General features: G+C 37.1%; 14 protein-coding genes. 4 read left to right on the plus strand and 10 right to left on the minus strand.

The window, feature by feature from the left end:
- Nucleotides 1-27: 27 nt before the first annotated feature.
- Nucleotides 28-345 (minus strand): transposase, encoded by a 318-nt coding sequence (locus MHH95_RS18280; RefSeq protein WP_318245216.1) that lies wholly within the window; start codon nucleotides 343-345, stop codon nucleotides 28-30.
- Between the two features lie 76 nt (nucleotides 346-421).
- Nucleotides 422-865, minus strand: a complete 444-nt coding sequence (locus MHH95_RS18285) for a Dps family protein (protein WP_191700653.1) — start codon at nucleotides 863-865, stop codon at nucleotides 422-424.
- 239 nt (nucleotides 866-1,104) lie between these two features.
- Here MHH95_RS18285 and MHH95_RS18290 point away from each other — a divergent pair, with 239 nt between their 5' ends.
- The 3 genes from MHH95_RS18290 to MHH95_RS18300 all read left to right on the plus strand — a co-directional run bounded on the left by MHH95_RS18290 (nucleotide 1,105) and on the right by MHH95_RS18300 (nucleotide 2,620).
- The gene (locus MHH95_RS18290; protein WP_191700654.1) at nucleotides 1,105-1,257 is read left to right on the plus strand and encodes a hypothetical protein; all 153 of its coding nucleotides are present in this window, start codon (nucleotides 1,105-1,107) and stop codon (nucleotides 1,255-1,257) included.
- Nucleotides 1,258-1,259: 2 nt separating this feature from the next.
- Nucleotides 1,260-1,493 (plus strand): membrane protein insertion efficiency factor YidD, encoded by a 234-nt coding sequence (yidD, locus tag MHH95_RS18295; protein ID WP_191700655.1) that lies wholly within the window; start codon nucleotides 1,260-1,262, stop codon nucleotides 1,491-1,493.
- A 104-nt stretch (nucleotides 1,494-1,597) separates the two neighbouring features.
- A complete protein-coding gene (locus MHH95_RS18300; RefSeq protein ID WP_340728736.1) occupies nucleotides 1,598-2,620 on the plus strand; it encodes a metal ABC transporter solute-binding protein, Zn/Mn family in 1,023 nt (340 codons plus the stop codon).
- 53 nt (nucleotides 2,621-2,673) lie between these two features.
- Here MHH95_RS18300 and MHH95_RS18305 read toward each other — a convergent pair whose 3' ends face one another.
- The 5 genes from MHH95_RS18305 to MHH95_RS18325 form a co-directional block, all read right to left on the minus strand.
- Nucleotides 2,674-4,113: an o-succinylbenzoate--CoA ligase gene (locus MHH95_RS18305; protein WP_340728737.1), complete on the minus strand. Its 1,440-nt coding sequence runs from the start codon at nucleotides 4,111-4,113 to the stop codon at nucleotides 2,674-2,676.
- Between the two features lie 74 nt (nucleotides 4,114-4,187).
- Entirely contained in the window at nucleotides 4,188-5,012 is an 825-nt protein-coding gene (gene menB, locus MHH95_RS18310) for a 1,4-dihydroxy-2-naphthoyl-CoA synthase (RefSeq protein WP_191705226.1), read from the minus strand.
- A gap of 21 nt (nucleotides 5,013-5,033) precedes the next feature.
- Nucleotides 5,034-5,849 carry a 2-succinyl-6-hydroxy-2,4-cyclohexadiene-1-carboxylate synthase gene (gene menH / locus MHH95_RS18315; RefSeq protein ID WP_340728738.1) on the minus strand — a complete coding sequence of 272 codons (816 nt, stop codon included), beginning with the start codon at nucleotides 5,847-5,849 and terminating at the stop codon, nucleotides 5,034-5,036.
- Nucleotides 5,831-7,564 (minus strand): 2-succinyl-5-enolpyruvyl-6-hydroxy-3-cyclohexene-1-carboxylic-acid synthase, encoded by a 1,734-nt coding sequence (gene menD / locus MHH95_RS18320; protein WP_340728739.1) that lies wholly within the window; start codon nucleotides 7,562-7,564, stop codon nucleotides 5,831-5,833. Before menD ends, menH begins: the two co-directional genes overlap by 19 nt.
- The gene (locus MHH95_RS18325; RefSeq protein ID WP_340728740.1) at nucleotides 7,557-8,939 is read right to left on the minus strand and encodes an isochorismate synthase; all 1,383 of its coding nucleotides are present in this window, start codon (nucleotides 8,937-8,939) and stop codon (nucleotides 7,557-7,559) included. The genes menD and MHH95_RS18325 overlap by 8 nt, the downstream gene beginning before the upstream one ends.
- Nucleotides 8,940-9,179: 240 nt before the next feature.
- Between MHH95_RS18325 and MHH95_RS18330 the strand changes: the two genes are divergently transcribed.
- Nucleotides 9,180-10,097 carry a 1,4-dihydroxy-2-naphthoate polyprenyltransferase gene (locus MHH95_RS18330; protein ID WP_191700662.1) on the plus strand — a complete coding sequence of 306 codons (918 nt, stop codon included), beginning with the start codon at nucleotides 9,180-9,182 and terminating at the stop codon, nucleotides 10,095-10,097.
- Between the two features lie 38 nt (nucleotides 10,098-10,135).
- On the opposite strand, the gene MHH95_RS18335 is transcribed toward MHH95_RS18330, so the two are convergent.
- From MHH95_RS18335 to MHH95_RS18345, 3 genes are all read right to left on the minus strand, one after another.
- Nucleotides 10,136-10,483, minus strand: a complete 348-nt coding sequence (locus MHH95_RS18335; protein ID WP_340728741.1) for a TraR/DksA C4-type zinc finger protein — start codon at nucleotides 10,481-10,483, stop codon at nucleotides 10,136-10,138.
- 65 nt (nucleotides 10,484-10,548) lie between these two features.
- Nucleotides 10,549-11,307, minus strand: coding sequence for a MerR family transcriptional regulator (locus MHH95_RS18340; RefSeq protein ID WP_340728742.1), 759 nt, complete (start codon nucleotides 11,305-11,307; stop codon nucleotides 10,549-10,551).
- Between the two features lie 162 nt (nucleotides 11,308-11,469).
- A complete protein-coding gene (locus MHH95_RS18345) occupies nucleotides 11,470-12,093 on the minus strand; it encodes an NUDIX hydrolase (protein WP_340728743.1) in 624 nt (207 codons plus the stop codon).
- Nucleotides 12,094-12,150: the final 57 nt, after the last annotated feature.

A 12,150-nucleotide genomic window follows, 5' to 3' on the forward strand; every position in this document is an offset into this window, starting at 1 on the left:
TGTCTCTCATTCAATAAAAGCGGGTAGTTAATGATTAAAATATGGCAATTGCTCTACAAATTTTTTCGCATCTTCATCTCCAAATTCATGTATAAGTGCATAGACCTTTTTCAAACGATGGTCTATTTCATGATTCAATCTATCTAAATGATAAGGGATGAAGGGCATATGCGCTCGAAAGGCATTCGATGCTTCGAGTGACTGCATTTGATCGAAGAGCTTTGCAAATACACGTGCTTTATGCGGATCCATTTTCAATACAAATTCATAGGATGATCCCGGATGCAAATTACATGTTAAATTAGCGACAGATACATATACATTATTTTTTTCCAATTTACTCACCTCATACTTAAGGTGAGCTATAGGAAAATGATTTATACATAAAAACGACCCCAATATTGGAGTCGCTTCTTCAAAACTAGTTACCTAAATATGCATTTAACATCCAAGTATGTTTCTCTAAGCTTTGGTATTGCGCATTCAGCATATCTTCTGTACGGTCATCGCCTTCTTCAGATGCTGCTTCCATCGCTTTTTCCAATGCATCCATAATCGTGTTAAAGTCCTCAATTAAAATAGATACCATTTCCTGCGTTTCTTCTTTACCAGACGCTTCTTTAATTAAAGAGATATCTAAATGCTCTTTTAATGTTGCCACAGGCTTGCCGCCCTTTGTTAAAATACGTTCGGCAATTTCATCTAGATTAAGTGTTACTTCATTGTATAACTCTTCAAATTTTGTGTGTAATGTAAAGAAAGACGGTCCATTTACATACCAGTGGTAGTTATGTAACTTTGTGTACATTACCGACCATGTTGCTACTAAATCGTTTAAATGTGTGTTTAATTGTTTCTTCGCCATAAACCTTCACCTCATAATTTTATATTTAAAACTTCAAAAAGAAATTTTAATCCTGAATTACAGTGAAAAGATAAGGATTTTCCACTACTAATTATATTATAACCGTTCCTCCACTTGTTAAAACCTTATAAATTCGACGATTATTCAAATTTAGCCGCGCTTTTTCATGTACAATAGTAAGGAATGAACCGGTTAGGGTGTAAATTTACTGTGCCGGTTAAATTAGTTGAGGTGAAAAAATGAGCTTACCAATCGTATTAATTATCATCATTACCATTATGGGGATTTTTGCGTTCTCCATAATTTTACTTGCTCGAAAAAACAAAGTATCATTAAAGCAAACGATTGATGCAAAACCAACCAATACCTTTAAAAATGGAGAGCAAAAATAGTTATGAAAAGGATATTTATTGGGCTAATACGAGTTTATCAAAAATATATTTCTCCTATGAAGCCCCCATCGTGCCGATTCCATCCGACTTGTTCGAGCTATGGTATTGAAGCAGTTCAGAAACATGGCGCTTTTAAAGGACTAATCATGACCATAATACGTATTTTAAAATGTCAGCCACTTCATCCGGGAGGTTTTGATCCGGTACCTGAAAAATGGCCTTCGAAAAGAAAATAATATTCGAAGGCTTTTTATATTGTTTTTTTTCTTTTAATATTGTATGATTGAAAATGTTCAAAAACACAAATCGTAATTGTTACTATTTAAGGAGATTTACTATAATGAAAAAATGGCTTTCTATTATTTCAATGCTTACATTTATTCTGTTATTAACTGCTTGCAGCAAAGATAATGAATCACCTGCCGAAACAGACAATACTCAATCGAATAATGATACTCTATCCATCTATACGACAGTTTATCCATTGCAATACTTCACAGAACGTATTGGCGGCGAATTTGTAGAGGTGGCTTCTATTTATCCTGCAGGTGCAAACGAGCACTCATTTGAACCAACGCAAAAGGATATGATGGCTTTAGCAGATTCGGATTTATTTTTCTTTATCGGACTTGGGCTAGAAGGCTTTGTTGAAAAAGCCAAAAAGACATTGGAAAACGAAGATGTAAAATTAGTTGCAACTGCTGATGGTGTAACAGAAGAGCAATTGCATATTTCGACTGGTCATACACATGCAGAAGCTACTACAGAACACGATGATCACGGTCATAATCATGACCATGATGAAGAAGATGAAGGTGATAAAGATCATGCTCATACCGATCATGATGCACATGTTTGGCTATCCCCTATTATTTCGCAACAGTTAGCCTTAACGATTAAAGAAGAGTTAACTAAGGCTTTACCTGAACATGAAGCAACTTTCAATGAAAACTACGAACAATTAGTAACAGATTTAGATACACTGCATTCTGAATTTGAAGAAATGGCTAGTGCTACTACTAAAAAAACGTTCTTCGTCTCACATGCAGCGTTTGGCTATATTGCCGGACATTATGGATTTAATCAAGTACCCGTTGCAGGTTTAAATTCGCAAAGTGAACCATCACAAAAAGAATTGACGACAATTGTGGACTTAGCTAATAAAGAAGGCATTGAATATATTTTCTTTGAGCAAAATGTTTCCTCAAACTTAACTGAAGTGATTCAAAAAGAAGTGAACGCAAAAACGTTAACTTTGCATAATTTGAGCGTGCTTACAAAAGAAGATGTTCAAAATAACGAAGATTACTTCTCATTAATGCGAAAGAATATTGAAGTATTAAAACAAGCATTATCAAAATAATATAAATGGTCCCAGCAATTGGTTAAAATGCTGGGACCATTTTTTTAGTGCCCTCATATATCATCCAGTAATTGAAGCAAATTTCTTCTTAATAGCTTGTTGGATCCGCTTCGAGGTAAGTTAGCAACAAAATGAACTTGTTTAGGTACTTTATAATTCGCTAAATTCATCTCACAAAAATCTATTATATTCTGTTCAGATATTTTTTCTTTCAATACGATAAATGCTACAGGCACCTGTCCCCATATGTCATGATCCATCCCGCAAACCCCTGCTTCCTTTACGTTAGGATGTGCGAGTAAAACATTTTCGATTTCGGCAGGATATATATTTTCGCCACCTGAGATAATCAAATCACTTCGACGGTCCACTACATACAAATAGCCTTCTTCATCCAAATAGCCAACATCCCCTGTATGTAGCCAGCCATCAATTGTTGTTGGTTTATGTTTGAACTGACCAATATATTTTGGCGTGACATGTGGTCCGCGTATTAATATTTCTCCAATAGACTCTCCATCTTTAGCGTCAATCTTTATGTCATTAAAGAACAATGGTTTTCCTGCAGAACCGATATGTGTCATTGCATCTTCATTTGCTAAAGTAGCGGTTTGGGATGCGGTTTCAGTCATTCCGTATGTTTGTGCTACACGCAAATTTAATTTTTCTGCTCGTTGTAAATAACCGATTGGCACCGGACCACCACCTGCTAACATCGTAGAAAATACGGGATGAGCTTTTTGATCAATGCGTTCCATTTCAGACAATATATTTTCCAACATAACTGCTACGACTGACATTTTCGTCACTGTACCTTTAATAATTTCCTGTGCACATTTTTTAGCATCGAATTTTTCATATAAACGTATTTTCATCCCGTATAGTAATGACCGGACTAAAATTGAAAAACCACTTATATGAAAAATCGGAACAGTACAAAGCCATGTATCCTTCTCTGAAATACCTATATTTAGTGCAGAACTAATTGCGCTTGAACTATGATTTGAAACCGTTTGACAGACTCCTTTCGGAAAGCCTGTTGTACCAGATGTATACATGATTGTGAGGGCGAAATCTTCATCCCAATGTGTTGAAATGTTAAATTCTGATTCAGACGTTTGATAAAGCTTAGAAAACATAATGATACGGTCATCATCAGGAAGCTTAGCAATGTCTTCATTGGCAACTAGAATCGCATCAACTTCTGCATCCTCAATTTGATATGCAAGTTCTTGCTTCGCTAACCTGCCGTTCAGTAAAACCACTTCACACTGTGCCTGCATACAAGCATATAGCAGTTCAACTAAAGCTGGTGTAGATGGAGCTAAAATGGCAACCCGTTTCCCATTCGTTAAATGAAGTGTATTCAATTTATAAGCTAACCGAACAGACTGTAGATAGAGCTCATTAAAGGTCCATTCTTGATCACCATAGCTAAGTGCAACGCGATTTGGTGTTAAATAGGCACGTTGTTTGATCCAGTTTGGCTGCATCCATTTTTCCTCCTATCGTAAAGAAAAGGGATGTCCATTTTCGGACATCCCTTTTGAATTATTATATGAACAAATCAAGGGAAACGAGGGAATTGACCGAAGTCTGGTTTACGTTTCTCTTTAAATGCATCGCGACCTTCTTTAGCTTCATCTGTAGTGTAGTAAAGAAGTGTAGCATCACCAGCAAGTTGCTGGATACCAGCTAAACCGTCTGTATCTGCATTCATAGCAGCTTTTAAGAAGCGTAATGCTGTTGGAGACATTTCAAGCATCTCTTCACACCATTTAACCGTTTCATCTTCTAACTGCTCATATGGCACAACCGTGTTAACTAAGCCCATATCAAGTGCTTCTTGTGCATCGTATTGACGGCATAAGTACCAAATTTCACGAGCTTTTTTATGTCCTACGATACGCGCTAAGTAACCTGAACCGTAACCAGCATCGAATGAGCCTACTTTAGGACCTGTTTGACCGAAGCGTGCATTTTCAGCAGCAATTGTTAAATCACATACTACGTGTAATACGTGACCGCCACCAATTGCATAACCAGCAACCATTGCTACGACTGGTTTAGGAATTTTACGAATTAACGTTTGTAAATCCAAAACATTTAAGCGAGGAATATTATCATCACCTACATAACCACCGTGGCCGCGTACTTTTTGGTCACCGCCTGAGCAGAATGCATGCTCGCCTTCACCTGTTAGGATAATTACGCCAACTTTTTCGTTATCGCGTGCACGTGTAAATGCGTCAATTAGTTCCGCTGTTGTTTTTGGACGGAATGCATTACGAACTTCCGGACGGTTAATCGTAATTTTTGCGATACCGTTATAGAATTCATACTTAATATCTTCATAAGTATGTAAAGATGTCCATAGACGTTGCTTTGTCATATATATTGCCTCCTAAATTGATTATGAAATCGTTTCCTTTACTATTGTAGCAAACTTTGTTGGATTTTCCACATGAATTGCGTGTCCAACTGCTGGAATTATGATGTGATTAGCTTTTACGATTTGTTTTTGCATTTCATCGTTTAATTGTACAAATTTTTCATCTAAAGCGCCTGTTATTAGAGTAACAGGCATCGGTAATGTAGTGAGAGGCTTTCCCCAAAGTTCTGGCATTACTCCTGTTCCCATACCACGCAAACTATTTGCAAGCCCGATTTCACGCTGTTGTACTCGCTCTTTTCTTATCTCCTGCTGCACCTCCGCAGGCAAAAGCTTTTGCGAGGCAAAAAGAGGAATGTCTTCCCATTTATTTACGAAAGATTCTACCCCATTTGCTACAATTTTCTCTGCAAGTTGTTCGTCAGCCATTTTTCGCGCTTTTCGCTGCTGTTCTTCCACTAAACCAGGAGAAGCACTTTCCAATATTAGATGAGTCAATTGGGAAGGAAACCGGACTGCATAACTTAAAGCCACACGTCCTCCCATCGAATAACCTAATAACACGAAATTTTTAAGATTCAAGGTACGAAATATTTCGTTCAGTAGCTCGATCTGAAATGTCATGGAATATTGCTTTTCTGTTAATGGCGCAGCTGTTTGTCCATGACCAATTAAATCTACCGCAATACAGCGAATGTTTGTTGGCAACTTTGCTATCACTCTATGCCATGTTTTAGTACTCCCGGTAAAACCATGCAATAGAACGATTGTTTGTTTAGCATCCTCATTCCATTGTTCCACATACACATCTAAATCTTTTACAGCGAATCGAGCCACTGTTCAATCACCTCGTTAATACGTGTCCACAATAGACGATGCTGCTTTACATTTTCTTCGCGATCAGTAAACACCTCAATTAGTTTTAAAGAGGCTTGTTTATTTGTTGCCAATGTATTGATAAGTTCAGCTTTTGTTTTTGCTTTTTCGTATTCCATATCGTACATGCTAGCAACCTGCTCGAATGTTAACTCAGTCGGTGTACCGAATAAATCCTCATAGTGTGCTTCTACTTTTGACTGGGGTAAATATGAGAATATTCCACCGCCATCATTGTTCATTACGATGACTGTGAGATCACAGTTCTGATAACGGCTTGCAATGAATGCATTTGTATCATGTAGGAACGCTAAATCTCCAATCAGTAAATATGTTTTACGCATTTTACGACCATTGCTAAAGCCAAGTGCAGTAGATGTCACCCCATCAATTCCATTGGCCCCTCTGTTTGCGAATATTTGAACTGATCGATTAGTTGAAAGTAAAAAAGTATCTATATCACGAATCGGCATACTGCTGCTTACGAATATGTCAGCTTCTTCTTCAATATTTGCAAACAGTGATTGAACCATTGCCCCTTCATCGTCAGCATAATCACTATATTTTTCTATAACATCCGATGCGAGTAAATCGGCCATTTTCCAAAACTGAACATATTCGATTTCAGCTACAGAATGTTGTAGCTCAATTTCACTTAGCCACTCCCCTGGAAGCGCATGGATAAAGTGCGTGGACATATGTGTAGAGTCTCTATACATTGGGTCCTCATCGATAATAATGTAGCTTTGCGGATTTGCTTGGACGATAAATTGCATTAAGAATTTCGATACTGGCTGTGCTCCGAAACGAATAACCGTTTGCGGACGGACATTTTGTTTGAAACGCTCATTTTTCATCAAGGCATCATATGTAGAAATTGCATACACTTGGCAATCCTCAGGTACTTCTGTGCGTAGATTCGATAAGCTTTCAATCATTACCGGCCACTTTACCTCACGAATAAAGTTCCATACATGATTGGTATCTGTTCCTAATGGCAATTCACCTATAATTATCATTCCATTTGTTGTTCGTTCCAAAATATGTGTCAACTCAGCGATCGCTTGCTTTGAAGGTATCAGCTCATTTGTATAGCTTTTTATATAACTGGACTTCGGCAGCATATCTTTAAAATCGATCATTAATGGTTCACGGAATGGAATATTCAAATGTACCGGTCCAAATGGTGCAGTTGTTGCAATATTTACCGCGCGGACAGTATGACGCTCAATAAATGGCAACGTTTGCGGCGCATTGTCTGGAATCGGGAATTCAGCTGACCACTTTACGTTTTCGCCGTATAGTCGTACTTGATTGATCGTTTGTGGTGCACCCACTTCTCTTAATTCATGTGGACGATCAGCTGTTAAAATGATTAAAGGCACCCTTGCATATTTCGCTTCGACAATTGCTGGGTAGTAGTTTGCAGCTGCCGTACCTGATGTACATAGTAATACAACAGGTTTTGCCGTAGCTTTAGCTAAACCAAGTGCATAAAAAGCAGCTGCGCGCTCATCCACTTGTCGATGCATCTCCAACTCCTTTGTTGAAGCAAATGCATATGCAAGCGGAGTAGAGCGAGAGCCAGGACTAATAACGACTTTCTCTACACCAGATGCTACTAAAGCCGATACAATTTGATATACATAATTTGATAATATTTCACGCTCATTCATGTAATTTACCTCCAAGCGCCCGTAGCATCGGACGGAATTTCACGAGCGTCTCTTCATATTCCGATTGCGCTTCTGAATCTGCTACAATCCCACCGCCTGCATATAAGTATGCCTTATCCTGTACTAAAGCAGCAGAACGAATTGCTACAGCGAATTCCCCATTTCCATCTGCATCAATCCAACCAATAGGTGCTGCATAAAGCCCTCGATTCATCGGCTCGTACGCGCGGATCATTTTCATTGCCTGTTCGCGAGGCACACCCCCTAATGCTGGAGTTGGATGTAAATGTTTCACTAGCTGTAAAATCGTTGCGTCTTTATTTAAATTCCCTTCAACAGGAGTATATAAATGCTGAATATCTCTGATTTTCAAAAGCTTCGGTCCATGAGGCACTTTAACATCAGTACAATTTTTTTCAAATATGTCAGTAATCATTTCAACGACATAATGATGTTCACCAAGGTTTTTCATATCATTTAGTAGGCTTTGTCCCAATGCTTCATCAGCTTCTGCAGTTAATCCACGCTTTATTGAACCCGCAACACAAGAAGAATAAGCTCGTCCATTTTCTACTTTTACTAAACGTTCTGGAGATGCACCATAAAATAATAAATCACCGTGCTCTAAGCCAAATAGATAACTTTCCGGTTGCTCATGAACAACATGCGATAAAATTTGCGGCGATGTAATCGCTTCCTTAAATTGCAATGCTAAAGAACGCGCAATTACTACCTTCTGCGCTTCGTTATCTTTTATTAAACTTGTCACTTTGTGAATGGAATTTAAATAGTCTTCCTTAAATGGCTCCATATAGCTGGTCATCGTCGGCTTTGCATATGTTTTAACTTCCTTTACTTGTGCCGCATGAATTAGCTCATCACGCTCTTTACGCAATGTCTCAAAAGTCTTGGCGCTATTTGCTTCATCTGTAATATAGTTAATTGTTACATACGCTTTATCATTTCGAATGACTAACTGATGGGTTGCTACTGTAAAATAGCTTTGCGGGAAGTTTGTCCATTCTGCTGATACTTCATTTTGTGGGTCAAATGTGAAACCACCAAAAAGAATAGGCTGTAGGTGCTGATCTTCTTGCACAATTTGACTAGTTAGCTTTTTCCAATGTTGCTCAACTAAATCAAAACGGGAGTCAGATGCATTATTTTCTATTGTGTATGCATGACCTAAACCGACCAAAGTGAAAGTTTTTTCACGATTTTGCCAGTAATTGCGTTTTCCTTTATATTTCTTTTCACCCGCTGCAAAAAACGCTAAAGCGGATAAACGACTTACTTCGATTGTTTCTATATAAAAAATTTGTTTTGAATTTAAGCCTACTTCGATTTCAGTGGCGTTGTACCACTTGTGTTGCATGAAAATTCCCTCCGTCATGTTGCAAATTCACTAAGTATGATGCAATTACCACGTTTTTTAATACGTGCTAAAATTTTTATAATTTGCTCAATTTATTTGCGTTCGTTCTCTAAATAATACCTCTCCTATCATACCATTTTTCAAGCAATCGTTACATGTATTCATGCTTCACTCTGTTCTTTTTGTTGTAATTGCTTTACAATAGTTTAGATAATTGTATTTGGTAAGGAGCGTTTTTTTATGACAAAAGTCGTTGAAGCGGACAAAGGGTTTAAAGTTTGGTGGCATTTAACGCGTCCCCATACATTAACAGCTTCATTTGTACCAGTATTACTAGGTACTTCAATGGCACTTGCAATAGACCATGAAACAATTCATTTTGGATTGTTTTTTGCAATGCTTATAGCTAGTATGCTCATTCAGGCAGCTACAAATATGTTCAATGAATATTATGATTATAAGCTTGGACTGGATAACGAAAATTCAGTCGGCATTGGGGGTACAATTGTCCGGCACGGTGTAGCACCGAAGACAATTATGATGATTGCGCTAAGCTTTTATGGAGTGGCGATGCTTCTAGGCATATACATATGTGCGATGACTTCGTGGTGGTTAGTAGCTGTTGGTCTTGTTTGCATGCTTATTGGCTACTTGTATACAGGTGGTCCATATCCGATTGCCTATTCACCTTTTGGGGAGTTAGTTTCCGGAGCTGTTATGGGGATGGGTATTATTTTAATCGCCTTCTATATTCAAACAGGGGAAGTAACACTCGATGCAGTATTAATCTCAGTTCCTAGTATGATTTTAGTGGGAGCAATTATGCTTTCCAATAACATCCGTGACATAGTAGGAGATACTGAAGGCGGTCGCAAAACGATGGCTATATTGGTCGGCCGTCATAACGCCGTAACGATACTTGCTGCATTTTTTGTTGTATCTTATATTTGGATAGTAGGTCTCGTTTTTCTTGGGCATTTAACACCATGGGCTTTACTTGTATTATTAAGTGCGAAAAAGCCAATCGATTCCATTAAACTATTCCGTGCTAAAGAAAAGCCTTTAGAAGTAATGCCTGCTATGAAGTTTACTGCACAAACGAACACTATTTTTGGTTTCCTTTTGGCGATTGGTTTATTGCTTTCATATTTTCTTTAAAAGTAAAGAGGCATGTTGTCATCAACATGCCTCTTTTATTATTCCACATTTTCTTTTTCTGCATGATCAACACATGTTAAAGCTGTAGGAATCGCTTCTAAACGTCCAAACGGAATGTTTTCACCACATACAGCACATTTTCCATATGTACCCTCATCCATTGCAGTTAATGCGGTTTTAATTCTCTCGATTTCTTCTTCCTTCAATTCATTTAACGTAAGTTCCGTTATAACTGTTGTCAAATCCGTAGCTGCATCAGCTGGATGATTATCAATCGCGGATAACTCTGTTTCCTCAACAGGCAGTTCTTCATTGATAAACTGCTCTAATGTCGCAAGCTCATCCTCTAATGTGTGACGTAATTGTTGTAATTGATCGCTATTCATATTAAATCCCCCTTTTATCTGGTAATTAAATATTACCTAAATGAGGATTTCTAAAACATCTCTACTTATTTAATCGCTGTATATGCACTAATTGCATCATGCAAAAATAGAGTAGCACCTTTACCAACCTGTTGATCATAATACGAAATAAAGCGCTCATCGTATATATACATTTGTGCTAATCCTAGATGCGCTTCTTTCGTATATTTTGCCCAAGAAAAGCTTAACCAACGTTTATGAAGCTCTGCAACCTCCATAGCAATTGCTGAAGTAGTATCTCCTTGTTCCATCGCTTCTTTTAAACGTTCAAACAACTGCTTCTCTAACTGCTGCATAGCTTCGTATTGTTCTTCTGACATATTTTTCAGTTTGCCGTAGCTTGCTTCAACTTGTTCCTCACCATATTTTTCACGAATTTCCTGCCCATAGTTTTGTTCGTTTTCTTCCACTAATTTATTTTTGAACACTTTAAACTTCTCTTCATTTGTCATTTTAATATCCCCTTCCAACATATTGATTGTTTGATTTATTGTCTCAAGTAAATTATCGAGATAATTTCTTTTTTTTTGTATAAGCCCGTATTGTTTTTTTAACACTTCTTTTACTTCAAAATTTGGATCGTTTAATAAATTTTTAATCTCCTCTAGCTTAAAATCTAGCTCCCGATAAAATAGAATTTGTTGAAGTCGATCAATATCAGATTGATTATATTTTCTATAACCATTTTGCTCGACCGCTGAAGGCTTTACCAAGTCAATTTCATCATAGTACCTTAATGTTCGTGCACTTACACCAGATAACTTTGCCAACTCATTTACTAGCATGCCATCACCTCTTATTTAGTACTATAAAGGATGACGTAACGTAAAGGTCAATTGAAATTTGTTATAAATTGAATTTTTATTTTCAAATATAATTGGTGAAAGGATGATTTTTCAAAATCAATCGATATTGCACTATAAAAAAAAGGAAGCATTCCTAATCATTTAGGGTGCTTCCATAAAATTTTTCATTCTAGAAATTAACTCACTCAAGTACATTCTCGGTAATGTAGACATTTGTTTTAAACTAATATTTTTCACTTCAAAACATTTAACATCATTTTCATAGCGATATCCTGTCACTTCAACTTCCTTCACTGCTTCTTGAGCCAATTGCATAAAATGTTCCCATTTAGCACGATACATTCCATCAACTTCTTCACGTTGAATGGAAAACTGCTCAAATCCTCCTACCAACTCAAAAACAAAAATATTGGCAAATTCATTATCTTTTATTAATTCATTTTCGATACTATATGGAATTACTCCGAATGATTTTAATTGTGAAAACTTAGCAGTAATACCTATTTCCTCTTCAAGCTCTCGCACTCCATCTTCTACAGTTTCTGTAGAAAGTAAATGACCAGCAGCAGTAATATCGTATTGGCATGGGTAATCCTTTTTATATTTACTTCTCAGTTGAAAGTAAATATGCCACTCTGCATTAATTTTTTCAATAACCCAACAATGGAATACTTCATGCCAATATCCTCTTTCATGAATTATTTCACGATGTTCAACACCTATTTCTTTATAGTCTTTATCAAACATTTTTAAAAGCTCTGTCAAATTGTCATCTCCTTATATACAAAAAAGCTAAGTACTTTTCTAAGTACTTAGCTTTTC

This window comes from Solibacillus sp. FSL K6-4121 (assembly GCF_038002585.1).
Lineage (GTDB): Bacteria > Bacillota > Bacilli > Bacillales_A > Planococcaceae > Solibacillus > Solibacillus faecavium.

Excerpts from the sequence above, each read along its gene's own strand:
- MHH95_RS18325 (WP_340728740.1), bottom strand. The coding sequence starts at position 8,939 with ATGCAACACAAGTGGTACAACGCCACTGAAATCGAAGTAGGCTTAAAT.
- MHH95_RS18285 (WP_191700653.1), bottom strand. The coding sequence starts at position 865 with ATGGCGAAGAAACAATTAAACACACATTTAAACGATTTAGTAGCAACA.
- yidD (WP_191700655.1), top strand. The coding sequence starts at position 1,260 with ATGAAAAGGATATTTATTGGGCTAATACGAGTTTATCAAAAATATATT.
- MHH95_RS18330 (WP_191700662.1), top strand. The coding sequence starts at position 9,180 with ATGACAAAAGTCGTTGAAGCGGACAAAGGGTTTAAAGTTTGGTGGCAT.
- MHH95_RS18340 (WP_340728742.1), bottom strand. The coding sequence starts at position 11,307 with ATGCTAGTAAATGAGTTGGCAAAGTTATCTGGTGTAAGTGCACGAACA.
- MHH95_RS18335 (WP_340728741.1), bottom strand. The coding sequence starts at position 10,483 with ATGAATAGCGATCAATTACAACAATTACGTCACACATTAGAGGATGAG.
- MHH95_RS18300 (WP_340728736.1), top strand. The coding sequence starts at position 1,598 with ATGAAAAAATGGCTTTCTATTATTTCAATGCTTACATTTATTCTGTTA.
- menB (WP_191705226.1), bottom strand. The coding sequence starts at position 5,012 with ATGACAAAGCAACGTCTATGGACATCTTTACATACTTATGAAGATATT.
- menD (WP_340728739.1), bottom strand. The coding sequence starts at position 7,564 with ATGAATGAGCGTGAAATATTATCAAATTATGTATATCAAATTGTATCG.
- MHH95_RS18290 (WP_191700654.1), top strand. The coding sequence starts at position 1,105 with ATGAGCTTACCAATCGTATTAATTATCATCATTACCATTATGGGGATT.
- MHH95_RS18305 (WP_340728737.1), bottom strand. The coding sequence starts at position 4,113 with ATGCAGCCAAACTGGATCAAACAACGTGCCTATTTAACACCAAATCGC.